The sequence below is a fragment of the Salinimicrobium tongyeongense genome, assembly GCF_026109735.1.
GTDB classification, from domain to species: Bacteria; Bacteroidota; Bacteroidia; order Flavobacteriales; family Flavobacteriaceae; genus Salinimicrobium; species Salinimicrobium tongyeongense.
This window is the reverse complement of record NZ_CP069620.1, coordinates 1698706-1724623: the sequence shown is the minus strand read 5'-3', so window position 1 is coordinate 1724623 and position 25918 is coordinate 1698706. Positions and strand designations below refer to the sequence as shown.

The 25918-nt window shown below is 38.9% G+C and carries 12 protein-coding genes; all 12 read right to left on the bottom strand.

The window, feature by feature from the left end; genetic code table 11:
- Positions 1 to 68 precede the first annotated feature (68 nt).
- Positions 69 to 1040: a glycosylasparaginase gene (locus JRG66_RS07625; RefSeq protein ID WP_265165345.1), complete on the bottom strand. Its 972-nt coding sequence runs from the start codon at positions 1038 to 1040 to the stop codon at positions 69 to 71.
- 50 nt (positions 1041 to 1090) lie between these two features.
- On the bottom strand, positions 1091 to 2155 hold the full coding sequence (locus JRG66_RS07620; RefSeq protein ID WP_265165344.1) for a sialidase family protein: 1065 nt from the start codon (positions 2153 to 2155) through the stop codon (positions 1091 to 1093).
- A gap of 239 nt (positions 2156 to 2394) precedes the next feature.
- Positions 2395 to 3825 (bottom strand): alpha-L-fucosidase, encoded by a 1431-nt coding sequence (locus tag JRG66_RS07615; protein WP_265165342.1) that lies wholly within the window; start codon positions 3823 to 3825, stop codon positions 2395 to 2397.
- A gap of 19 nt (positions 3826 to 3844) precedes the next feature.
- The gene (locus JRG66_RS07610; RefSeq protein WP_265165341.1) at positions 3845 to 6151 is read right to left on the bottom strand and encodes a glycoside hydrolase family 3 N-terminal domain-containing protein; all 2307 of its coding nucleotides are present in this window, start codon (positions 6149 to 6151) and stop codon (positions 3845 to 3847) included.
- Between the two features lie 277 nt (positions 6152 to 6428).
- A complete protein-coding gene (locus JRG66_RS07605) occupies positions 6429 to 9023 on the bottom strand; it encodes a carboxylesterase family protein (RefSeq protein ID WP_265165340.1) in 2595 nt (864 codons plus the stop codon).
- Positions 9024 to 9167: 144 nt separating this feature from the next.
- On the bottom strand, positions 9168 to 11027 hold the full coding sequence (locus JRG66_RS07600) for a SusD/RagB family nutrient-binding outer membrane lipoprotein (RefSeq protein WP_265165338.1): 1860 nt from the start codon (positions 11025 to 11027) through the stop codon (positions 9168 to 9170).
- Between the two features lie 12 nt (positions 11028 to 11039).
- Positions 11040 to 14453: a SusC/RagA family TonB-linked outer membrane protein gene (locus JRG66_RS07595; RefSeq protein WP_265165337.1), complete on the bottom strand. Its 3414-nt coding sequence runs from the start codon at positions 14451 to 14453 to the stop codon at positions 11040 to 11042.
- Positions 14454 to 14620: 167 nt separating this feature from the next.
- On the bottom strand, positions 14621 to 16828 hold the full coding sequence (locus JRG66_RS07590) for a GH92 family glycosyl hydrolase (RefSeq protein ID WP_265165335.1): 2208 nt from the start codon (positions 16826 to 16828) through the stop codon (positions 14621 to 14623).
- Positions 16829 to 16835: 7 nt separating this feature from the next.
- Positions 16836 to 19112, bottom strand: coding sequence for a GH92 family glycosyl hydrolase (locus JRG66_RS07585; RefSeq protein WP_265165334.1), 2277 nt, complete (start codon positions 19110 to 19112; stop codon positions 16836 to 16838).
- A 29-nt stretch (positions 19113 to 19141) separates the two neighbouring features.
- Positions 19142 to 20323 (bottom strand): PNGase F N-terminal domain-containing protein, encoded by a 1182-nt coding sequence (locus tag JRG66_RS07580; protein WP_265165333.1) that lies wholly within the window; start codon positions 20321 to 20323, stop codon positions 19142 to 19144.
- A gap of 66 nt (positions 20324 to 20389) precedes the next feature.
- Positions 20390 to 22723, bottom strand: coding sequence for a beta-N-acetylhexosaminidase (locus tag JRG66_RS07575; protein ID WP_265165332.1), 2334 nt, complete (start codon positions 22721 to 22723; stop codon positions 20390 to 20392).
- Positions 22724 to 22730: 7 nt separating this feature from the next.
- Positions 22731 to 25901 carry a beta-galactosidase, LacZ type gene (lacZ, locus tag JRG66_RS07570; RefSeq protein ID WP_503827432.1) on the bottom strand — a complete coding sequence of 1057 codons (3171 nt, stop codon included), beginning with the start codon at positions 25899 to 25901 and terminating at the stop codon, positions 22731 to 22733.
- Positions 25902 to 25918: the final 17 nt, after the last annotated feature.

The following is a 25918-nucleotide window of genomic DNA, read 5'->3' as shown; positions in this document are numbered from 1 at the left end:
AAAAGAGAGTCCGTAATAAAAAAAAATTATCATGGACTCTCTTTTTACTCAAATTAAATTGAGCTTCTTTATAAGTAAGTTTTACTTTTCATTTCTCTGTTTTCTAAATTTTCATATTTAAGATAAGTAAATCCGGGATGGATACAGAAAGAGCCAACTTCCCCTTTTTTATTAAGGGCAATAAATGCTACCTGGAAATTCTTATAATCAGGATTCTTTTTGATTATTCTATCCATAGCAATCTCACAAGCTTCCTGAGGACTTTTCCCTGAACGCATAAGTTCAACTATGAGAAAAGTACTTACATTCTTAAGGATCTCTTCTCCAAGACCTGTGGCCACTGCTCCTCCTACTTCATTATCAATAAAAAGACCTGAACCAATAATGGGCGAATCTCCCACCCTACCTCTCATTTTGTAAGCCAGGCCAGAAGTAGTACAGGCTCCTGCTATATCTCCCTTTTCATCAAGACAAAGCATCCCAATAGTATCGTGATTCTCGATATTTATTATTGGTCTATACTCCTTTTGTTCAAGCCATTTTTCCCAATTAGCTTCTGATTCAGGTGTTAAAAGATTTACTGGTTCAAAGCCTTGTTTTATTGCAAATTGATATGCTCCTTCACCAACCAGCATATTGTGCGGAGTCTCTTCCATAACTTTTCGTGCTACAGAGACAGGATGTTCAATATTCTCAAGAAAACAAACACTTCCAAAATTTCCATTAGGCGCCATGATACAGGCATCAAGTGTCACGTTTCCATCCCTGTCTGGCGCTCCTCCCTTTCCAACAGTTTGATTTTTAATATTTGACTCCTCAACACGTACTCCCTGTTCTACAGCATCAAGGGCAGATGCGCCTTTGCTCAACAACTCTCCTGCAGTGCGATTAGCCTCGGCAAAATTCCAGGTGGTAACACTAATGGGTCCTGATGCTGTTTTATTTTCAAAAAGAGGCAGGTCCATAAATACATTTGCGTTGATTAATGGCAGACCAACACCGGCTGCACTAACTTTTGTTAGGAAATTTCTCCTTTTCATAATGTTCACTTAGGTAAATATTTACTGATCATATTATAGTAACAATCTTACTAATTTAATCTTAGTTTTAAGTATTTTATTCTTTCACGCTCATAGGTGTATGTAATGTGTATATCCCCATTATTATCCTGTATAATGGCAGGATAACTATATTCTCCTTTAACTTCGTCTTCAAGTTTTAGAATAGGCCTCCAATTCTCTCCATTCGATGATATTGCTACGTATAGCTTATTACGTCCATTGTGCCAGTCTTTACCACTCTTCAAAGGATTGTATACCAATAAATGATGACCGTTAGCTAAGGTGACAGCATCAACTCCTGAATTAGGATTAGCAATAGATGTTTTTTCCAGTTTTGTCCAGCTCTCTCCAAGATCTTTGCTCAAACTCTCCATTAGAACATCCTGATCACTTCGGAAAAAGGCTTTTAATACGCCATTATATTGAATAATAGCAGGTTGTATTGTTTTGAAATCAGAAATTGAATCTATAGGTACTTTTCGCCAGGTTTCCCCGTCGTCTTCAGATATTTCTACATGTGATTGCCAGGTTTCCCCATCTGAGCTCTCCACACTGGAAGGGCTTATAATCCTACTACCGATCTGAAGGGGTTTATTTCTAATAGGCCCCAGAATATTATCGGGGAGCCTCAACGGAAGTGTCCATGTTTTACCGTCATCTTGTGAAACTTTGTACATGCCCCACCACTGTGAAGGGGAAGGCCCAATTTTGTAAAACAGAAACAATTTTTTTGAATCTGATTTGAAAAGAACCGGATTCCAGGTGGGATAGTTGAGGGAATCATTCACTATTCCATCTGCTACTTTACGGGGTAATGACCATCCCGAGCTTGATTTAACACTGGTGTAGATACTCACTTCAGGATGCCGTTCATATTCTCCCCCAAACCAGGCAGCAATAATTTCACCATTTTCCAATACTTCTATAGTTGAAGCATGACATTGAGGGAAGTCAGCCCTCTCAAAAATAAATTCCTCTTCTAAAATAGTAAGTGAATTATTTTTATTCTGAGCCCACATACCCGTAGATATTAGCAGAAAAAAAAGCTTAAAAGTGAAAAATAAAGTTTCATTAATAACAATAAATTTAATCATTATAATTATTGGTTTTTCTTCAAGATTTCCTATAGTTAATCAATTGTAATTGGCTTTCGCTCTAATTAGTTAATATATATCCTGAATATTAAATTCTGAGATTTTCCAGGAGCAACATAATTTCTGTTTCAGAAGAAAATTTAATTAATTCACTAAGGAGTTCCTTACATTCCAATGCTGTAATCTTCCCCAGGATGATAATATTGCTTTTTTTAAATCTGAAGATATTAGAAAAATTATTAATTAAATGAAAACGTCAATGCTGCAGTTGTTCCATTATATTTTGCAGGTAAATTGACAAAAACTTCTTTATTTCTAACTTCCCATTTTACTTCTTCTCCAGTTTCTAAAAGTTTCAAATTGCTGCCTTTTTTAGGTAAGTTCCCTTTCCAGGAAATAGATCTAGGGATTTTTGTTCCTTTTTCCAACAGAACAATGGCATATTTTTTATCATCTTTCTGGGTGAAATAGGTAGTACCGTCGTTGTAAAAATCCATAGAACGGGTGCTATAAATAGCTTCTCCGTTCTTTTCAAGCCACTCCCCAATCTCCTCCATAATAGCAACTGCGTCAAGGGGTAAAGTTCCATCAGATTTTGGTCCAACTCCCAATAACATATTACCACCCTTTGCTACTACTTCTATTAGATTATGGATCACCTCATGAGATGTTTTAAAATTATCATTAGGAACATAACCCCAATTATCGCCAAGTGGCAGGCAACTCTCCCACGGATAATTAAGTTTTACATCTGGAATTTTCCGCTCTGGGGTTTGATAGTTTTCATAAGGTCCATGAACTGTACGATCTGCAAAGATAATTCCCGGCTGGGCCTTTCTGGCCATTGCAGCAATCTTATCCATATCTATATCCTGACTCCATTCCGGAATAGGTGCCCCCCAAGCCCTCACTTCATCGTTAACCGTTTCCTTTGGCCTAACCCATCCTCCATCAAGCCACAAAACATCAATAGATCCATAATCGGTCATTAGCTCATAGAGCTGATCAAAAGTAAAATCTTTAAACTTGTTCCATCTCCAGGGATACCTGTTGATATCGTAATTATTATTTCGGTTGGGAGTGGCATATTTATCCCACCAATAATATTGGGAATGCCAATCGGGCTTGGAGAAATAAGCACCAATCATAAAATCTTTTTTCCGGAAAGCTTCAAAAATGTGCTTTGTAACGTTCGCTTTGGGATGATTTTTAAAAGGCCCGGCAGTTATTTTATAATCTGTTTGTCGAGTATCAAACATATTGAAACCGTCATGATGTTTGGTAGTAAACACCAGATACTTCATTCCTGCAGACTCAGCCGCTTCGGCCCATTGATCAGGGTTAAAATTCACAGGATTAAAAACCTTTTCTAGATTCCAGTACCACTTCTTGTAGTCGTTATAAGCAATTGTACTATCCCTTTCTATCCAGTCTTCAGAACAAATTGACCATGACTCAATGATACCTGGTACAGAGTATATTCCCCAGTGAATCAAAATTCCGAACTTTTGATCACGCCAATTTTCCAGTTTAGCTTTTACTAAAGGATCTACAGGGGCCTGGTACTCTGAAGACCGCTGGTGCACATTATCTTTCTGTGCGTAGCCAGAATAGGATAATGAGGTACACACCAATCCTAGTATTATTGTCTTTATAGTTCTATTTTTCATATCCTAAACAATTATAATTCTATAACTTTATTGACTTGGTAATCTCGAATTCCTCTTTTAAACGAATATCTTGAGAAGAGGAACCAATCATAATTTCAAAAGTTCCTGCTTCCACTGTTCGCTGATTTTGAACATTAAGAAGAGCCAGGTCATTTACAGATAACTGTAGCTTAACAGTTTTGCTTTCTCCCGGAGCAATAGAGATTTTTTGAAAATCCTTTAACTGGCGGGAAGGAGTGACCACGCTAGTCACCACATCATTGACGTATAATTGAACTACCTCTTCTCCGGTCACTGCTCCAGTATTCTTCACCTGTAACTGCACGTCAACAATGGTTTGGAGCTCTTTTTCCTGAACATTCACACTCAACGCTGAATATTCAAAGTCAGCATAGCTAAGGCCATGACCAAATGGATAAAGTGGCTGAGCGTCTATTTCAACATAATCCTGATGCTGTGGAACAAGGTGATTATAATAGACTGGCAATTGACCTACAGATTTTGGAACTGATACTGGTAATTTACCAGAAGGATTGTAATCTCCAAAAAGTACATCGGCTATGGCATTACCACCCTCCTGGCCGGGGTACCATGCTTCCAGGATAGCCGGGATATTTTCGGCGGGCCAGTTTAAAAGCAAAGGCCTGCCTTTTATGGTAATTAAAACTGTGGGTGTACCCGTAGATTTTACAGCCTTGAGAAGTTCTAACTGTTTTCCCATTACCTGTAAGGTAGCTCTATCATAGCCTTCCCCACTTTCCATATCACTAATAATACCCTGATCATCCTCTACTACTGCAGCACCGGTTTCAATGTATTTAGTCTTAAAATCACGTGCACTGGAGCCACCCAATACCACTATTGCGACTTCTGCATTTTTTGCGACTTTTACCGCGGCTTCAATATCAGTTTGTGTGGTGTCTCGAATAGCCGTTCCTTTTACATAAGTTACCTGCGCCCCGGGGAGTTTATTTTTGATACCCTTAAATACTGTCACAATATTATCCTCTGGTTGAGGCGCGGTATAATCTCCTAACTGGTTATATATATTATGCGCATTAGGACCTATTACGGCCACCTTTTTTACATTTTTGTTGAGAGGGAGAATTTTGCCTTCATTCTTCAGTAAAATAAGAGATTGCTGTGCTACCTTCCTTGCCAAGGCTTTGTGCTTTTCGTTTCTTACTTTTTTTCCAACATTTAAAGTGTCAACAAAAGGATTTTCAAAGAGACCCATCCTGAATTTCAAAGCGAGAACCCGACTTACTGCAGAATCTACTACTGAAACTGAAACCTGATTATTCTTTACCGCCTCAATTAAAGCTGCTTCAAACCCATTACCTCCTAAATCTACGTCTACACCTGCATTAATTGCCATTGCTGCAGCATCTTGAGGAGATTTAGCCACGTTGTGACTACCTACCAAGCCTTCAATGCTTCCCAGGTCTGAAACTACAAACCCATCAAATCCCCACTTTTCCTTTAAGGTCTGGTCCAGAAGTTTATCGTGAGCCGTACTTGGTATGCCGTCAATGGAGCTATAGGCAGTCATTACAGAAAGTGCTCCTGCCTTTACTGCCTGTTCAAAGGGATATAAATAATTCTGAAGATCTCTGTCTCCAATGATCACCGCAGCACCATTGTGCCCCCCTTGAGAAACACCATATGCCGCAAAATGCTTTAAAGTAGAAATGACCTTCTTACCACTAGAAATATCTTCCCCCTGAAAACCTTTTACCACCGCAATGCCAAGTTGTGCATTTAAATAAGGATCTTCCCCAAAGGTTTCTTCAACCCGAGACCATCTTGGTTCACGGGCCAAATCGAGAATAGGTCCGTACCCAATATGTGCTCCCTGTGCCCGAGTTTCAAGTGCGATAGCAGAAGCCATTTCATAAAGCAAGTCTGGATTCCAGGTGCTTCCCTGCCCAATGGCCGAAGGAAAGACGGTTGTGCCAATAGCCATGTGACCGTGCATACATTCTTCTGCCAAAAAAACGGGAATTCCAAGGCGACTGTTCTCAATGACATACCTTTGCAATTCATTTGTAAGCCTGGCTGCAAGCAGAGGGTTTAACCCATTCTCCAGGTTTTTTTTTGTCCAGGGGTCAGCTCGAAGTGTTCCCCATAGTGAACCAATTTTTCGATCTTTTACTGCGTCTTTAAATTCCTGGCTTACTTCTACCGTATGGTCATTAACTTTTTGATACATGGGCCATCCCAAAAGTGTGGATAACTGCCCTACTTTTTCGTCCAGGGTCATTCTCTTTAAAAGATCGTTTACTCTTTCATCAACACTCCTTGAAGGATCTTTATATATTGACATTGTTTTTACCTGCTGTGCATTTATAGCAGCCACGGGAAAAAAAATACACAAGAAAAAAACTGTGATGGTAATGTAGGAAAAAGAAAATCTCATTGGGAGTTCAATTTTATAAATGGTAAATATTTATACCTCTCTCTTAAAACCTGAGATCTCTAAAATAGTAAATTCAAAGAAGGTTTTTTCTAAAAAAAGAAGGGTGATTTGTAGGTTTTAAAGCATATCTAATAGAAAGGAATTGCAGAAGGCATTCTTCTACAATTCCTTTTAAAGTGATCATTTATTCTCTCCAATAGAAGTCTCCGCCTTCAACATTCCATGAATTATCAAAAAACCCACTATACTTAAGTCCCGAAATACCATTTTTCATCATTGTATCATCAAAAATCATAACATCAGGAAAAAAGGTGCCATTTTCAAGGTAGTCATTTGCATATGCCCCTTTCATTCCTCTCTCACCTGTTGCAGTTATCACACCTACACTAGCTATATCACTATCTCTTCTTGGGAAAATAAAATAAGCACCCCATTGTTCCCCAGAAAAGGTTTTATCTCCAACCTGAAGCTTATTTTTTGTGACCTGAATGGGAGAGTCTTTTAAGAGCCTGTTCCAGGCAGCATTATTGCTTTTATTTCCATAAAGAATCACGTTCCTGTCACTGTATTTATCAGCCCTAAAATCTACATCCCTTACTAACTCAACATTGCCGTTTGCCCTGTAATAGAACTTTTCTGCATCAAATTTTGCTCTATTGTAGTACCATTCATTCTCCTCCTTTGAGCCTTTTGTTGCAAAAACGAAAACCATGTTATTTCTGAAAGCATCCTTGAATCCGCCGTACCGGTGTGGTCCTTTTTCTGCAACTGAAGGTGTTGAAGCAATCTCCCAAACACCTGCATTCTTTCTAAAAAAGGCATTTTTTGTTGATGTTTTGATGGGGAGAATTTCATTGTCAATACTCAAAGTGTCAAGTGAAGAGACACCCATCTCCTTAAAATTCAGTTTTAAAACTTCTACGTTCTCTGTCTCTAAAGACACCTTACCGTCTTCTTTATCAAACCTAAAAGAGCTAATCTCAAAAGGTTTTTCCTGTTGATAAATAGTGATAAAATGAGAAGTTGCAGAAACGCCGGGAGAACCGGTAGAAAATTCAATTTCATCTATTTCTTCCGGAGATTCTATTTTTCGTGCCTTAAAGAAATCGAAAATAAGAGGCCAATCTACACTGTGATCTCCATACCAGTGGGTTCCATCTGGATATTCATAATAAGCAAAATCATTGTGAAATTTCCCTAAACGTTCGCGCATTTCGCGAGCAATAAAAGTAGGTACTACCGAATCTGCTTCTCCGTGAAGCACATAAATTCCGAAGTGAAGATAATTGTTTTCCAGCTTCAGGGTTCTACTTGGATTTCCAGCTCTTCTAACCATGGAATCCATTAACCGGTCAGATTCCTTTTCATAGCCAGCAGATATACCTTTAAGGAATTCAGATTTACTCATACCGAACCTTTCAAAGTATTCTTCAGGTCTTTCTGCAGCCCTTTTAATAAAACTGTGCCTGTACTCGAGTAAATCTGGGTATCCCGCAGCAGGTGCGATGGCCGCAAACCTATCTGGATATGTAACACCCAAATACCATGTGCCGTGTCCCCCCATTGAATGGCCAGTTAGGTAAGTATGCTGCGGATCTGTCTTAAATAGCTCCTCGGCATGCTCCAGTACTTCCAGTGCATCCAAGCGCCCCCAATCTTCCCATGCGAAACCAAAGGGCCTCCGATTGGTAGGAGCCACCAAATGGCCCCAGTCTTTTTGTTTATAGGCGTTGGCTTGATTAACAGCTTCTACTGAAGCACCATGAACAGAAAGAAATAAAGCCTGTTGTTCTTTATCTTTTGTAAGTGATGGAGCAACACTATAGTACTGCACACTTCCATCAATATCACTAATGAAGGTCTTTTTATGATGGGCATGTTTTGATTTTATTGCCAATTCAAGATTTTTAGAATCTATTATTTTCCCTCTCCTATCCTTTAACTGGATAACTACCCTAAACGTATCACCTGCAGGAAGAATTTCGGGAACAGGAATGCTAAAAGGCACCTTTCTCACATTTAAGGGAGAAACAGAGGGTACATTAGTTTCATTTTCATTAGACCCTGCAATTGTTACTATCTTAGCGTCCTTGAGCCACGAATCATTGCTGTTCATAATCCTGATTGCACCTATTAAAGCTTCTTTGTCTTCTCTCTGAACATCTGGCAGAGTCATGTCTCTTGTGGTAAACTGTACCGGTTGGTTGGGCTTTAATAGTCTTGCACGCATATGAGAAAACCTGCCTCCGGTTAAAATAAATTCATTTTTCCCTTTCTGAAGTTTTACGGGAATAAGACTCCAACCGAAATCATAATGATCTCCTTCGTGAGGCAGACCATTAATTAAGGCTGCTGTATGCCCAGAAGCTTCGAATATCACTGTCTTTTCTGAATCTGAATCATACTCCAGGTAGAGATAGCCATTTCTAAAGCCATCATTATCGAATTCACTGTTTTCACTTACCTTAATTCTTTCCCATTTAGCCGCCTTAGTGTCAACATCAGCAAAAGCTTCTTCTCCTTCAGAGATAACCATGGTTTTATCCTGAAGTAAATTTGCAAAAAATGGATCACTTAGAACTGATTTTGCTTCACCAGGAAGTCTCTTCCTCGAAAGGATTAAACCTTCCTTAAAGAGATGGATTACCTCTCCTTCATTGATATCTTCAACTTTTTCTTTTCCAAAATATTCTACAATATTACCCTGTCTTTTCTGGGCAGATAAATGACTCACCGAAAGAAGTAAGCTGAAGAATATAAGTAATTTGGTTATTTTCATTTCGTTTATTTTTGAATTAAAAAAAGGGAACCTCTAAATAGAAATTCCCTTTTAATGATAATCTGGTTTTCAAATATTCTCTTGGTAATATTGCTAATTCAAACACTAGTAGATATTTGCAACTAGATTGATCCTGTTTGAGTTTTATTGTTTAGGACCTGCACCATAATCAGGGTTTGGTTCATCAAACCAAATTCTTTCCTCATTAAGAATAAGTGGATTAACCGATCCTGGAGTGAAGCCCTGACTAATGTATGCAGCCTCTGTATTCTCAAAGTTCTTGTTGTCTTCAGTAGGTATTTCTACACTAAATCTACGGGGGATAACCAATTCCGTTCCACCTGCAACAAGAGGATCCCATGGGAAGATGTTACTATTCCTTACCGGAATACCTGACCTTCTCACAGTAGTCCAGAGATCACCAGGAGTAGCTGCAAAATTGATGTACTGTTGAATATAGATTTTTTCAAGTCCATCAGAGCTTAAATCGTAGGCAGGTTGATCCAGTAAGGCCTGAATTTCACCATCTCTCAGAGCTGTACTTCCCTCAGATGCAAGCTCGGAATCCAAATAAACGGGATCTTCATCATAATAAGGATAACGGTTGTTTTGTGCCATTAGATCCAGTCTTCTTACAGATAATTCCACACCTTTATCAAAATATTCCTGAGCTGAACCGGAAATATTTGCTCCAAGTAATTTAAATTCTGCCAGGTAAAACATAGTCTCTGCCGATGATCCTAAAATAACTTTCAATGAAGGGAAATTGTCAACAACCTCCAGAATACGTCCTCCAGGCTTAGTAGGGTAGGTGAAGTTAATAGCGGTACGTACTAATCTCTCATTGAAATTTGAAGTTGAAGCATACACTTTTTCTACACCATCAACGCCAATTCTATTATTAACGCTTTGATTAAAATAAAAATCATTGTCGCCATCTATAGTTGCATCAGGCGCAAGAGGAACCCCGTGGTATCGAACCCATGGTTCACCCGGTCCAGACCATCCAGCAAAATCACCATTTGAATCAGTTTCAACATATTCTGCGACATAAGGCGGTAATGGCTTACCGGCATCTAAAAATGCCTGTACGACTTCACCATTAAAGGAGTTCTTTTCAAAAAGTACTCTTAACCTCGGATCCTTATTCTCAAGCAGAAAATCAATAAAATTCTCTGCTCCCATTCCTACACCTACGCCTTCCCCGGTACCAAAGTAATCAACACCTTTGTGGTAAAGAAAATCATCTGAAAGTTGATCCATATATCCTGCGGGAGAATTGACAACTTCCTCTACTATTTCTATCGCTTTAGCCCTATCTTTATTTACAAGTCTTGCAGCGATCTTTAATTTAAGAAGATTGGCAAACTGAGCCCATTTTTTATAATCACCTCCATAAATAAGATCCTGATCTCCCACATCGAATTGATCCTCTGCCATAAGGTCAACAATAGCAGTATCGAGCTCATCAAGCCAAATATTAAACAATTCGGATTGCAAATCATAGACAGGAGTTAACAAAGGAGGAGTAGTGTATGGAGCCATTCCAGCCTCACTATAAATTATTGCACCGTAATGGTCTGTAAGTGTCATAGCAGGAAGAATCTGGATAGGATAAGTCATGGCTCTCATGGCTCGTCTTTCTTCTTGCTCATCAGGAGCCATAGCATCAATTCTTGCTCGAATTTCTCTCACTGTAGGAATTAGGGAAGAGTAAATATTATGGTCACCTTTGGGGCCCATCTCCACTACCTGCTCTGTATTCCCGGAATTCACTCCTCCTGTCACCACTTGTGACCACGGATAAGTGTAATCAAAGGCATTGTAGAACCATGTAGTATAATCGTTTTCATACATCTGCTCAATAGCCTGAGTCATTGAAAGCGTCAACTCTGGCTCAGCAACCTGGGATGGATCACTATTCAAGTCTGCAAAATCTTCTTTCTCACATCCTACCGTAAAGATGAGTGCAGAAAATAAAGCTAATTTAATTGTATTTTTCATAAATCATGATTTTTAAAAGTCAATAGAAACTGTCATGGAGTAAGAGGCTGTGTACGGAGTAAAAGATCTCTCCAAAAATGAAGCAGAACTCGTTGTTCCTCTAAATCCTTCAGGATGAATATCATTTGGCAATGAATTGTGTAAGTAGCCAAGATTATGTCCATTAATTCCAATATACAGATTTTGTGCTTTGATTTTATCACTGATATTAGATGGAAAATTATAACCAATACTAATGTTTCTTAAAGCGATATACTCTAATTCTGTAAACCAGTCATCATTAACTACCCCAGAACTCCAGGCATTATTAAAGTAATGATAGTAGCCCGCGTGAGTAGGTTCAACATAGCCCTGATCATAAGCTTCCTGAAATGTCATCCCGCCTACATTAACAATTGTTCCATCAGGTGCAGTGACCGACTGGTCAGGACCAAAAACTCCTTCAGGAATAATACCATCTTCAAATACCTGTCCTTGAGTATCAGCATATTCAGATGTCCATGTTACACCGCCATATTCAGGAGCTCGTCCATCAAGCGATTCTTCTAAATATCCATAAGCTGTACCATATTTACTAGAGTAAGAAGCAATATGACCACCAAAACGAGCATCTAACAGCACGGATAATGTAAGCCCTTTATAAGAAAATTCATTGCTCCATGAACCTTCAAAGTCAGGCTGAATTTTACCAATCTCTTCAACAACACCACTACGTGTATAAACCGCTCCACGGTTAGCATCACTATATTTTAAGATAGGCATTCCATTTCTGGGATCGTCTATAGGATTCCCATTTGCATCAGTAGACTGCCATAACTTTTTAGAACTATCAGACATTAATACTCCGTATTCACCACCTTCAAATGCAACAGAACCTATTCGATAGTTCCCATAGTTAGTATAACCTCCTAATACTTTATATTCTCCGTAATCTTCATGTAACTCGGTAACTTTTGTAGTGTTATCCCAATAGTTAAAAGTAGATCTCCACCTAAAGTTTTCTGTTCTAATTGGATCCACAGTCAAACTAAGTTCCAATCCATAATTCTTAAGTGTTCCTACGTTGGTAAACAGATTATTATAGCCTGATTCCCTTGGAATTGGAACAGAACCAATTTGATTTTTGATAGTCTCATCATAATAGGCAACGTCTAAACCTATACGATTTTCAAGGAACCTAAGATCTGCACCTATTTCAAATGAATTTTTTCTTTCTGGCTCAATGCTCCTATCCACTAAGGTAGTAGAAATATTATTCCAGGGAACAAAATTCCCATTTTCCATTTCAAAGCTACCTATTTGGTATCCAGGGTTAATCAGGTATGGATCTGTATCACTACCTACTTGTGCCCAAGAAGCTCTCAATTTTCCGAAAGTAACCCATTCAGGCATTTCAAAGGTCTGATCAAATATCCACGATGTAGAAACGGAAGGATAGAAATACGAGTTATTTCCTGTACCATCTGTATAAACGAGAGCCGAAGACCAGTCATTTCTACCTGTTATATCAAGAAAAACCTGATCCTGATATCCAAAACTAGTAAGGAAGTACAACGAATTAATTTGTTTAGTTCCAAATACACTTGCAAATCCTATTGGATCTCTTTTAGAGTTATCAATAAAGAAATTACCAGGGAAAACAAGTCCACCATCTGTTCTCACATTACTTTGTGATTTTTCCTGATCCCAAATCTCTCCTCCGAGTAAAACCTGGGCAGAGAAATCTTCATTGATCTGGGTATTTGCATTTAAGGTAATCTTACCTGTTCTGCTCACGTTTCTTGTATGGTTCAACTCGTATCCCCCACCTTCATTTGCCAAACCACTTCCTAAATTTTTATTTTCGAACCGGGTGGTATAGTAATTCATATTTCCTTCTACAGCAAGAGTAAGCCAGTCAGTAAGAGAAGCCGACAAACTTACTACAGGACGAACAACAGTCTCTTCTTGCACAGCATTTGCAGTATTAAAAGAGAACCACAAACCTGCATTGGGTGCATAAGCATACTCGTCACCATAATCAGAATTAGGAATTCCGCCATGTTCAGCCTGCCAATATCTTCTCTGAGAATATTTACTAGTATTATAAATTCTTTCAAAACCACCCGTTGCAAAAATTTCAGAAAAATCATTTCTTGCATTTTTAGACGCAGATTGGGTAAATGTAACAGAACCATTAGCTTTTAACCACGGGGCTACTTCATAACTAGCTCTAAAAGCTAAAGTGTTTCGATCAAAACTATTGTTAGGTAGAACGCCTGTTCTATAACTGTAAGAATCTGATAAGTAGAACGTCGCTTTTTCATTCCCACCTTTTATAGCAAAGTGGGTATTACTGTTCCACCCAGTGTCGTACGCATCTTTCATGTTATCCTCATTAGCCACGTAAGGAATCAGATTGCCGTCATAATCTTCGATCATCACACTACTATCAAACCTTGGCCCGTAACTAAGCCCACCACCTGCATGATTAATTAAAGTGGGATTTCCATCAGTATTATAATAGAATTCAGGGCTAAACCTGTAGTAATCCCCATTTGAATCCTGTCTTCCATAACCCACATATCCGGGAAGTGTTCCTGGACCAAATTCATTCTGTAACGCCGGTTGCCTGTATACATCTTCAATACCGACTGTTTGGCTTACGGTGACACCTAATCCTCGAACACCAGAACCATCTTTTGTTTGAATTATTACCACCCCGTTAATACCGCGAGAACCATACAAAGCTGTCGCAGCTGCACCCTTTAGCACCGATACACTTTCATAGTTGTCAGGGTTTAGGTTTTTAAGAATATTTCCGTAGTCATTCGCACTTGCAGACCAATCTGCCGCTTCATCAGCAACTGAATTTTCAAGAATAACTCCGTCTATTACGAAGATTGGCTGGTTATTGTTTGAATTTAAAGAAGAAATCCCCCGAATTTGGATTTTGGAATTTCCAAATAATCCTCCATCTGAAGATCCGATGCTTACACCAGCAACCTTCCCCTGTAGCCCTCTTACAGGACTCACAGTGTTGGTTTTACTAATTTCATCTCCTTCCACTTCACTCATTGCATAGCCGAGTTTCTTAGTCTCCCTCTTGATTCCCAGAGCAGTTACCACTACCTCATCCAGGGCTTGAACATCTGCTGTTAATTGAACATCTATAGTACTTTGTTGCCCAACAGTAATTTCTCTAGTGGTAAATCCTACCATAGAGAAAACAAGAACAGCATCAGAAGGAACGTCAATCATGTAATTCCCATCCATATCTGTTACTGCACCATTCATGGTACCTTTTTCCACAACTGTTACACCCGGAAGTGGCATTCCATTCTGAGCGTCTGTAATAGTTCCAGATATTGTCTGATCCTGCGCTACCATATTCTGACTAAAAAGCCCGAGCGCAAAACCAAACAAGATAAATAATTTGATTTTCATGGTTTGTTGTAATTTGATTAAATAATGTCTACAAGATGAAGTAAATATACTGCAAATGTTACAGGAGTGTTAAGGGAAAAATCGAATTTCGACGAATAGCAGCGGTGGATAGCTCAACAACTTCCTGGGTTCGAAAACGATATAGATTTACACATTTTAAACGGTTTTCAATGCATTTCAATTAATGATGCCTCTATTAATTTTGAGTGAGAAATAAACATTTTTTTATTTTTTTCTCCGTCTATTAAAACATATTTTAGAGGTTCTCCAGCCTTAATAAAAGATTTTATCACAACTTCATGATTATCTTTCAGGTGAAGAGTTACTTTTTTAAACTTAGGTGCAAAGAGTGTATAGGCCGGATCTGCCGGGGTCACTGGATAAAAGCCCATCATGGCATAAATTACCCAGGCACTCATTGTACCTGTATCATCGTTTCCAGGTAGTCCTGCAGGCGCATTAGAATAGTACCTACCAAGTAAATCATTAATCCTTTTCTGTGCTTTATCATTTTCTCCCATTATAAAGTTGTAAAGAAAAGGGTAAGCAAAATCAGGTTCATTTGCCATATCGTAATGACCTGCATCAAATATATAATCCAGTTGTTGAATGAAATTTTCTCCACCTCCTTTTAGCTTGATCATTCCCCAGATATCATGCGGCACCATATAAACATATTGCCAGGCATTCCCTTCAATATATCCTACATTTTTAGTGAAATTTGCACCGGCATTGGGGTCAAAAGGTTCATACCAATCTCCATTAGCTCTTTTTGGTCTTAACAGTCCGGTTTTACTGTCATACAATTTTCTGTAAGACAGTGAGCGTTTATAAAATTTTTTATAGTCCTCTTTTTTTCCAAGGGCTTTGGCTAGTTGTGCAATAGCAAAATCAGATATATTATATTCCTGGGTCGTTGAAACAGGTCCTGCTATTCCACTCTCAACACTTAAATATCCTTTTTCTACATACTCAGCATTTCCAGGACGAAGAGGATTGTTTTCTGTAACTGTAGCCCCTTTGAGCATAGCTTGGTAAGCCTTTTCTACATCAAAATTTCTAAGACCGCGCAGGTAAGAATCAGCAATAACTACAGAAGCAGGATCTCCAACCATTGTAAAGGTCTCTGTAGAATTTAATTCCCATTTTGGCAACCATCCATTCTCATCATACATCGCTAACATGCTATTGATCATTTCCGTCTGTTCCCCGGGATAAAGCAGGGTCATTAATTGATGGTAATTCCTGTAAGTATCCCATAATGAAAACACGGTATATCGGCTACCTTCGGTTTGTCCTATTTTCCCAGTTGCTATTTCAGGATACTCTCCATTGACATCACTGATTATATTTGGATGAATTTGGGTGTGATATAAAGCTGTATAGAATACCGTTTTGTCTTCAGCACTTCCCCCTTCCACTTCAGCCACCGAAAGTTTTTCATTCCACGCATCTCTTGTTTCTTCATATATTTCATTAAAGCTTCGATTCCCAACTTCCTTCTGAAGGTTCTCTCTGGCATTTTCAATACTCACATATGATACCGACACTTTTAATTCAACTTCTGTTGGCTGCTGGAAATCATATGAAAAATATGCTCCAATACTGTCCCCTACAACTTCGCGTGTAAAACCTTTTTTAATTCTTACCTTATCATTATAAGTCATCCATTGTGCTTCCACCCCCTCATAGTTATAAGGGTTCTTCCACGCACCGAATTCCTTTGAAGGTTTAGATAGTTGTGCGACAAAATATACCGGATAAGAAGCTTCAGGATTGTTATAACAAAAAGAACCTACTGTTCTCACCCCTTCTACCTCACTTGGGGAGTTTATTTTTAACATTCCGCCCTGTTCATTTGTTAGCCCCAAACCTAGATTGATTAAGATATTAGCCTTTCCTTTTGGAAAAGAATATTTGCTAACTCCTACCCTTGTAGATGCTGTTACTTCTGCTTTTATTTGATATTTATCCAGTTCTACAGCATAATATCCCGCTTTAGCGGTTTCGTTCTTGTAAGTTGTACCATAGGTTTCATGGTTTGTCTCAACATCACCTGTGGTAGGCATGGCCAGTATAACCCCAAGATCGGGACAACCAACCCCACTAAGGTTCACATGACTAAACCCGGTCAAAAAAACATTTTCATGAACATAAGGGTTCGATAACCACTGGCTATCCTTCTCGAGTTTGTTAGTGCCGCCAGCCACATTAAATGGGGAAACACTTGCCATTCCCCGTGGCGCAATGGCTCCCGGATTGGTAGCTCCATAATTGGAAGTTCCTATAAAAGGGTTAACAAATTCCACCGGCTCCTGAGAAAGGAGAATTTGTAATGAAAATAAACTAAGAACAAAAAAAAATCGGATTTTCATAGTAGGGTTATTTTTTCGGACTCATGGAATAAGGTAAAGCATTCTCATGCTGCCCAAAGCTTTTGTTTGGTGAATCACTCATTTTAAATTTAATTTCTCCACCTGGGAGGATATCTTTTAAACTTAGATAAGTCTTGTGGTATTCTTCCCCATTAAGCTTTAGAGAGTCGATGTAAAAATTAGAACCTGAATTATCTTCTGCAGAAATGGTAAAGACATTCCCGTTCTCCAGGTGAAGCTTTGCCTTTTGGAATAACGGGCTACCAAAAACATATTGATCTGTTCCGGGGGTAACAGGGTAAAATCCAAGAGAGCTGAAAACATACCAAGCCGATGTTTGTCCGTTATCCTCATCGCCACTATATCCATCGGGAGTTGGAGAATATAACCTTGTAAGGACTTCCCTTATCTTTTCCTGAGCTTTCCAGGATTCCCCCGCAAAATTATAAAGGTATATCATATGCTGAATAGGTTGATTCCCGTGAGCATAATTCCCCATATTCACGATTTGCATCTCTCTTATTTCATGAATTGTAAATCCATAATAGGAATCGTCAAAATCTGGGGGCATACTAAATACCGTATCTAGCATTGTTGTAAATTCTTTTTCTCCACCCATCAAATTAACGAGCCCCTGGACATCATGAAAAACAGACCAGGTATAGTGAAGACTATTACCTTCTGTAAAGGCATCTCCCCATTTTAACGGATTGAATGGCTTCTGAAATTTACCGTCCTTGTTTTTCCCTCGCATTAGGTTAGTTTCAGGATCAAATAGGTTTTTATAATTTTTTGCCTGCTCATAAAATCTACGGGAGGTTTTTTTATCTCCTCGTTTTTTTGCAAATTTTGCAATTGTCCAATCGGCATAGGCGTATTCTAAAGTTCTTGCGGCATTCTCATTAATTCCCACATCATAAGGGACATAACCCAGTTTATTATAAAAATTCAGTCCCTCTCTTCCCACTGAAGATTCCGGACGTCCTTCTTCAATATTTGCATTTTTAAGAATGGCTTCATACAATACATCTACATCTTCATCATAAACATTTCCTTTGAGAAAAGCATCGGCTATAATAGGAGCTGAATTAGAGCCTATCATTACATTTCGGTGTCCAGGGCTCGCCCATTCCGGTAACCATCCCGATTCTTTATAAGTATTAGCCAACCCTGCCATAAACTTCTTATTCATCTCGGGGTACATCAAATTAAAGAAGGGGAACACCGCTCTAAAAGTATCCCAGAAACCATTATCTGTAAACATGTAACCCGGCAAAATTTTCCCATTATACGGGCTGTAATGAACCACCTCGTTATTCTCGTCTATTTCATAGAATTTTCTGGGAAATAGAAGAACCCGATATAAACTTGAATAAAATGTTCTTTTATGATCAATATTATCATCCTCAATCTCTATTCGGCCCAATTCTTTATTCCATATAGCTTCGGCTTCTTCTTTAATATCTTTAAAGCTTTTCCCTGCTAATTCATTATCAAGGTTACGTTGGGCCTGCTCGAAACTTATAAAAGAGGAAGCTACTTTAACATTAACTTTTTCTCCCTTCTCAGTTTTAAACCCAACAATTGCCCCCACATGCTGCCCCTCTTTTTCAGTAGCACCTAAATCAAGCGTCCATTCATCTCCCCATGTGTGGGTGATTTGAAAATCCTTATCAAATTCTGCCACAAAATAGTTATGGAAATTATCAGGTACGCCACCGTGATTGTTTCTGGCATATCCAATTATTTTTCGTTCTTCAGGAATAATTTTCACCATTGATCCTTTTAAAAAAGCATCAAGCAGTATGTAAGAACTATCGGCCTTTGGAAAAGTGAACTGAAAATGTGCTCCTCTAACTGTAGGTGCAACTTCAACCGTAACATCATAATCAGCTAAATAAACACTGTAGTAATGAGGTTTGGCAATTTCGGCTTTATGGGAAAACCATGAAGCTCTTTCATCTTCCTTATATTGGAGGTCACCTGTCACTGCCATAAGAGAAAAGGCTGCATAATCATTCAACCATGGGCTGGGTTGATGTGTTTGCTTTATGCCACGAATCTTATAATCATCATAATTATAGGTCCATCCATCTCCCATTTTAGCTGTTTGGGGCGTCCAGAAATTCATTCCCCACGGAAGAGCAATTGCAGGATATGTATTCCCATTGGAAAGTTCAAAGGCTGAATCTGTTCCCATAAGCGTATTTACATACTGCACAGGCTCCTGCCCCAGGGAAAGGTTGAAAGAAAAAAGAGCAAGTAATAATCCCAGTTTTTTCATTATTTCAATTTTTCTGGTTGAAAATAAATTTAATTTTCTTCGTAGGTGATATAGGCCGAAACCAGCCAGTGATTCAATTTATCCCCGTCAATTGGAGTACCATCAATAGAAATTGTTAGTTGATTTTGCCCTTTTTGAAGGTTTCCTATATTTTTTACCATGGGAGATACCTTTGATCCTGGGCACCAGTTAGACCTGGAAAGATCTGAAGATGCCAATCGTTCTTTTATTTCTATGTACTCTTTCTCTCTATTTTCATTGTAAGCAAAAGCTGTGTCTTTTCTTACCCAAACCCCCGATGTTGGATTAAAGCGCCTGAAAGAAGCACAATCGTCCCTCCAGGGAATGGTATCAATTAAAATTTTGTTATTAATCCTTACAGTATTATTCAGTTTTATAAACTCATCCCCTCCACTGTGGCCACCATGGCCTGTGGTGATATAATGAAGCTTTGCATTTTTGACATTTTTGGGAAGTTCAAAATCTACTGTAAGATCTTCTTCGGAAAAGAGGTCTGGATGGGTTTGTGAAGCATAATAAACAGTATTTACCAAGGGCAGTACTTTTTTCTTCTTTGCGGCCCTTCCTGAATACTCCAGTTCAACATCAACGAGATATCCTTCCGAAGTCCAGGTGTCTATCCACACTCCAACAATAAACTCACCGGTTACCGCTGTAGATAGGTGGGAAATATCTTCTGTCCATTTTACTTCCTCTTCCCATTTAGGCACATAAACCGGCCTATTGTATTTAATCCTGGGATTTTTTTGTTCATCACTGTAATGCCCTACCCCAAAAGGAGTCATAAACCTAAGTAACTCAAGGGATGGAATATATTCTCCTCCTTTTTTGATCCCCTGATAACCTGATACTCCCCCAGCCTCCGGAAATTTCGCTTTACCTTCAGCAATATCGATAATATTAATCTTTTTAGGGTTTGTGATTACAAAAAGTGAACCCGACTTATCCCAGGTATCTCCGGCAGAACGAAGCCTCATATGAACAAATACATCAGTTCCTTTTTCAAAATCAGGCGCTTTAATTTTTTTATAAATTATTCGCCCATCCTGTAAGCGGATATTATGAATGGTATCTCCGGCAATACCTGTGAAATTTACAGGCTGGTTTTTAAAGACTTCTACTATTTTAGTCTTCTGTCCATATACAGAGAAGCTTAGAAGAATTATCACAACCCGAATAAGACTTTTCATGTTTTTCATTTCGTATTTTCTAATTCTAAAATTGGTTAATAAAAAAACTTTTATTGATGCTTTATTTTACTCTACTATGATTTCATCAACAAACAACCATGCGTTTCCTCCCCGGGGAGTCTTGCCAAGGTTTGCGGCCTTCACTTTAATGTACCTTGTCTCCTGTTCATCAAAGTCCAGTACAAAATCTTTCAATTGAGGTATGCCACTATGGCTAAATTCTCTTTCTATTTTACCTACGCTGGTATAGTCCTTACCATTTTTTGAAATTAGTGCTTCCACCTTTACAGGAAAATAAATTCCAGATCCTTGGTTCTCCATAGAACCTACAGTAATCTTGTTCACCGGTACTTCTCTCTGCATATCAATCACCACCTCCATATCATCTACCAGCCACGCCTGCCACTGTTTATCATGAAAGTTTAAACTGCCACGAATTACGTTTACCATGCCTATTTTTTTTGCACCTTGGTAACTATCGTGATAAACAGGATTATAACTTACATTTTTGCCCACTGCCTTATGAAAATGAAAAGTTTTTTCGAAGGTTTGACCTTTTTGCTTTCCATTCTCAAAAACTCCCGCCTTTATTGTTGTTGTCTCAGAAAGCTCAAAAGGTTCCTGATATATTTTTGAGTCTGCTCCGGGATCATCTCCATTTAGGGTATATCTTATTTCTGAATCTGGAAATTCATTCTGAAGTTTGACTTTTACCACATTGCTGGTCAGGTCAACTTCAGTATCTGCCGTGACAGAAAAAGAACTTCTGGCATAGTTTATTCCCTGATAATCGTAACGGGGAAGGATGTTTTCTTTTAAACGATCTGAAAAACCGACCCAATCAAGTTTTTCTTTGGGGCTCCAAAGCACTTCAGATAAAGCGACTAACCTTGGAAAAATCATATATTCCGATTGCTCATTTGTCGTAATAAATTCTGCCCACAAATTGGCCTGTCCTCCCAACACGTGCTTTTTTTGATCAACAGTCATAGAATCTACAACCGGGTCAAAACTATATACCTTGCTTAAGGGTGTGTAACCGCTAAATGCTACAGGTTCAGTATCAGGAACTCCCTGGTAGAAGTTAAAATAAACATGACTTCCCGGCGTCATCACCACATCGTGGCCCTGTTCTGAAGCTTCCCAGCCTCCCTGTGTACCACGCCAGCTCATAACAGTAGCACCTGGAGCCAGCCCTCCTTCAAGAATTTCGTCCCAACCAATAAGGGTTCGGCCGTGAGAGCTTATAAAACGCTCCATTCTTTTGATAAAGTAACTCTGTAGCTCCCTTTCATCCTTAAGACCTTCTTCTGCCATTCTTCGCTGACAGTTTTCACAGGTCGTCCAGTTGGTTTTGGTTGCTTCATCACCACCCACATGTATATATTTTGAAGGGAACAATTCCATTACTTCTAAAAGAACATTTTCAAGAAATTCAAAAGTAGATTCTTTACCGGGGCAATAGATGTCGGTAATTGGCCATACCCCTCCCGGAGGTACCATAATCTCGTTGCCATGACAAGAAAGTTGGGGGTACGCAGCAATAGCACTCATAACATGGGCGGGCATTTCAATTTCGGGAACCACATTAATTCCCTTAGTCCCTGCATAAGCAACAAGTTCTTTGATTTCTTCCTGGGTGTAGAAACCACCCAAAGTAGCTTCTTCCCCTAATTCGGGCGTAGGCCTCGCATCCCAGTGCTTATCCTCATGATCAACCCTCCAGGCACCAACTTCAGTAAGTTTTGGGTATTCTTTAATTTCAATTCTCCAGCCCTGATCATCTACCAGATGGAAATGGAAAGTATTAAGCTTAAGATATGCCATCCTATCAATAACATCAAAGATGTATTCCTTTTCAAAAAAATGCCTGGAGACATCAAGCATTAAACCCCGCCATACAAATCGCGGCTCATCATCAATTGTGATTACGGGAACCTGCCAAGCTACACTTTCTAATAACTTACTACTTTCAAGTTCAACAGGAAGCAATTGCTGCAAACTGGCAACAGCATGGGTAAACCCAGCTGTAGTGCTGGCTTTGATAGAGATTTTATCTTCGAGTACTTCAAGCTGGTAAGCTTCTCCTTTAAATTTTTCATCAAGAATAAATTGCACAAAGTTTGTTGAAGGTGCCACTTTTTCCATATCTAAATCAAGCCCTGCCGCTTGTGCAAGTTTATTCCTGAGCGGACTTATGTAATTCTCCTCCTCCTCGCTGCTCACTACCAAAGTGGTGTTCTTGTCAAAACTAAAAAATCCCTCTCCTAACTTCATTTGAGCCGGAGTTGGAACTATTTTAATTTCTTTTTCAGTAAATAATCTTTCCTGATTGGATGTATTGCATGCAAACAAGGTTAATAAAAAGACTAAAAAGATGAGGGGTCTTGTCGAGTTCATGATACTACTACTTAAAGTTTTTTTGTGATGGTTTAATTTTAAAAATACCCGAATATTCTTTTCCGTTTAAAAGGTATTGATCCATAGGCAGCCTACCCCAGCTATTAATACTCCCCAATCCCATCTGGGCAGTATCTATTGTGAGAAAGGTTAAATCTCTGGGTTGAATCTCTTCGGCGTGACGTTGATCTTTTTGCACACCGTCATCAAGATCTTCGGTAAGAAAATGTAAAGCAGTAAAATTGAAGTTCTCTTTTCCCTCCAGTCTTAAAATGACATTTTCGCCAGACATTTCCAGCCATCGCACTTCAGACTTATTCCCTGTTTCCTGGGGGCGTATGTAAGGGTAATATTGTTCACTTACCGTTTGCTCATAAACCCCAAAACGAGCTGAGGTTTGGCGGTCCTGGTAATTTTCTATCGGTCCCAACCCATAATAGCTTATCGACTCGAAATCTCCCGGCAGCACCATCTTCATTCCTACTTTGAACAGCATTGGAATTTCTTCAGAATCTCCTTTTTTGAGGTGATAATCAACGAGAATTTCTCCTTCGCCGTTGATCTCATAATTTATAGTCATTTCTGACAAAACTTCCTTTAAATTGTACTTGGCAGTAACTATAATATTTTTCCCCGAAGGTTTGTATGTCCAGTTTATAAGTTCCGGATTTTCCATTGCTTCTTTCCACGGTCTTAATTTTTGCTGAAGCCCCGCACCCATATCATTATCTGTTGGTGCCCGCCAGAAGTTGGGTCTCAATTCAAAACCTTCTTTTAAAATCTTATTTCCTTTATACTCATAACCGGTCAAAAATCCTGTAGATCTGTCAAACATATACTTAGCGTCAGGTGATATAAAATTAACCTGCTCCTTGTTCTTTTCTGGTTTTAATGTTTCGGTACCGGCAATTTTCACTGCCTGTTCATATTCACCGCCAAGATAAAGTTGCTCTTGCGCAATCACATGACCTTTTTCAAGAAGTCCTGAATCATGAAGTAGTACGTAGTCGATGTTTAAAAACAGCTCTCCTGTTTCTTTATCTGGTATCTCAAGATCAAGACTAAAGTTGTTTTTTTCCTGAGGCTGCACATTTAGTTCAAGTACCTCGCCTGTTGAAATAACTTTTCCATCTGCCAAAACCTCCCATTGTAGTTTAACATCATCAAGCTCCTTAAAGAACCTTTCATTATAAATAGAAATCTGTCCTTGCTTAGGGTCTAAAAGGTTGGTATGTATATCCTGATACACCTTTTTAACTTCGTATGCATGTGGGTTAGGGTCTCTTTCGGGGGAAAACACTCCATTATTCAAAAAGTTATTAGCACTTGGCACATCCTCGGGACCAAAGTCACCTCCGTAGGCTAATATCCTCGTTCCATCTTCAAGGGTTTTGTAGATTGACTGGTCTACCATGTCCCAAATAAAGCCTCCCTGAAAATGATCGTGAGTACGAATAAAATCCCAGTAATCTTTTAAGCCTCCTATAGAGTTACCCATGGCGTGAGCATACTCACACATAATATACGGCCTGTCGGGATTAGGATTTTTTGAATGGTAACTTTGCATTTCTTCTACAGACGGATACATAGGGGCAATAATATCTGTATTCCATTCTGCCCGTAATTGGGCTTTATCCATATAGGGTAATATTGCCCGCTCGTGTTGGATGGGACGGGAATCATCGCGCATTTTAATCCAGTTATAGCCATTATAGAAATTAATTCCGTTTCCTGCTTCATTCCCCATACTCCATATAATAACTGAAGGCTGGTTCTTGTCACGCTCTACCATTCTTTGAAGGCGTTGAAGATGTGCCTCCCCCCAACTTGGGACGTTTGCCAATGTCCTGGTAAGATCATACCCCATCCCGTGAGATTCAATATTAGCCTCGTCTACAACATACAACCCATACTTATTACATAATTCATAGATATATTCGTCATTTGGATAATGAGCAGTACGTACAGCATTAAAATTAAATTTTTTTAGAATTTTAATATCCTGCTCCATACGTTCCCTGGTCATCGTTTGACCATAAACAGGATCTGTATCATGACGGTTTACCCCTTTTAAAAGAATTTTCTTTCCGTTGACCAATAAGTGACCATCTTTTATCTCTATTTCCCGAAAACCTACATCCTGCTTAATAACTTCGAGTAAATTTTCTTTCCTGTCTTTTAGAAGAAAATATAACTGGTAAAGACTTGGTGTTTCTGCAGTCCATTTCTTAGGATCTTCAACAAAAACTTCAAAATTAACGTTACTTATCCACTCTCGCACTTCGCGTTTTTCGGAAGCAATTAATTTTGACCCGTCCCTTAACTGCACCTCAAGGTAATCTTTGTTTTTTCGCGGAACATCAGAAAGTTGAATATTCACTTTAAGATTTGCATTACGGTAATCTTCATCTAATGTTGTACGTACAGTGTAATCATTAAGGTGTACAGGATTTCGGGCATAGAGATAACTATCCCTGGTAATACCACTCATTCTCCAGTAATCCTGATCTTCAAGATATGATCCATCACTCCACCTCATTACCTTAAGAACAACAAGATTTTCCCCAGGCGTTACAAATTCTGAAATTTTGAATTCCTGTGGTAGTTTGGAATCTTCACCGTAACCTACATACTTGCCATTCACCCAAACTTCCAGGTTTGATTTGGCGGCCCCAATGTGAAGAAATATTTCTTTATCCTTCCATGCATCATTAACGCTAATTGTGCGACGATAAACACCAGTGGGATTATATTCTGTGGGAACTATAGGCGGATTAATATCAATGAGGTTGTGAAATTCATACAGCTCATTGGTATAAATAGGATAACCATACCCATGCACTTCCCAGTTTGCCGGAATTTGAAAAGTGTCCCACTTGGAAGTGTTTAATCCTTGTGAGAAAAAATTCTCGGGGAGCTTAGAAGGATTTTCAGCCCATTTAAATTTCCATTCTCCATTTAAATTCAAATAATTTGCAGATTTTTTCCAATCATTTATTTTTGCAAGCTCCTCGTTTTCATATACATGATACGAGCTTCGCATAGGTTCTCTGTTGATTTCATTAACGAATTCGTTTTCGTAGTTTTCTTTAGAATTCTGTGCCCAGACATGGGAACCAAATGAGAGTGTACAAGCAAGTAAAATTTGTATTACAATACGGGGTCTTGAAAATGGCATTTTGAGGGCTTTTAGGG

Bases quoted from the DNA above. Each gene is read 5' to 3' on its own strand.
- JRG66_RS07625 (WP_265165345.1), bottom strand. From the start codon at position 1,040: ATGAAAAGGAGAAATTTCCTAACAAAAGTTAGTGCAGCCGGTGTTGGT.
- JRG66_RS07620 (WP_265165344.1), bottom strand. From the start codon at position 2,155: ATGATTAAATTTATTGTTATTAATGAAACTTTATTTTTCACTTTTAAG.
- JRG66_RS07615 (WP_265165342.1), bottom strand. From the start codon at position 3,825: ATGAAAAATAGAACTATAAAGACAATAATACTAGGATTGGTGTGTACC.
- JRG66_RS07610 (WP_265165341.1), bottom strand. From the start codon at position 6,151: ATGTCAATATATAAAGATCCTTCAAGGAGTGTTGATGAAAGAGTAAAC.
- JRG66_RS07605 (WP_265165340.1), bottom strand. From the start codon at position 9,023: ATGAAAATAACCAAATTACTTATATTCTTCAGCTTACTTCTTTCGGTG.
- JRG66_RS07600 (WP_265165338.1), bottom strand. From the start codon at position 11,027: ATGAAAAATACAATTAAATTAGCTTTATTTTCTGCACTCATCTTTACG.
- JRG66_RS07595 (WP_265165337.1), bottom strand. From the start codon at position 14,453: ATGAAAATCAAATTATTTATCTTGTTTGGTTTTGCGCTCGGGCTTTTT.
- JRG66_RS07590 (WP_265165335.1), bottom strand. From the start codon at position 16,828: ATGAAAATCCGATTTTTTTTTGTTCTTAGTTTATTTTCATTACAAATT.
- JRG66_RS07585 (WP_265165334.1), bottom strand. From the start codon at position 19,112: ATGAAAAAACTGGGATTATTACTTGCTCTTTTTTCTTTCAACCTTTCC.
- JRG66_RS07580 (WP_265165333.1), bottom strand. From the start codon at position 20,323: ATGAAAAGTCTTATTCGGGTTGTGATAATTCTTCTAAGCTTCTCTGTA.
- JRG66_RS07575 (WP_265165332.1), bottom strand. From the start codon at position 22,723: ATGAACTCGACAAGACCCCTCATCTTTTTAGTCTTTTTATTAACCTTG.
- lacZ (WP_503827432.1), bottom strand. From the start codon at position 25,901: ATGCCATTTTCAAGACCCCGTATTGTAATACAAATTTTACTTGCTTGT.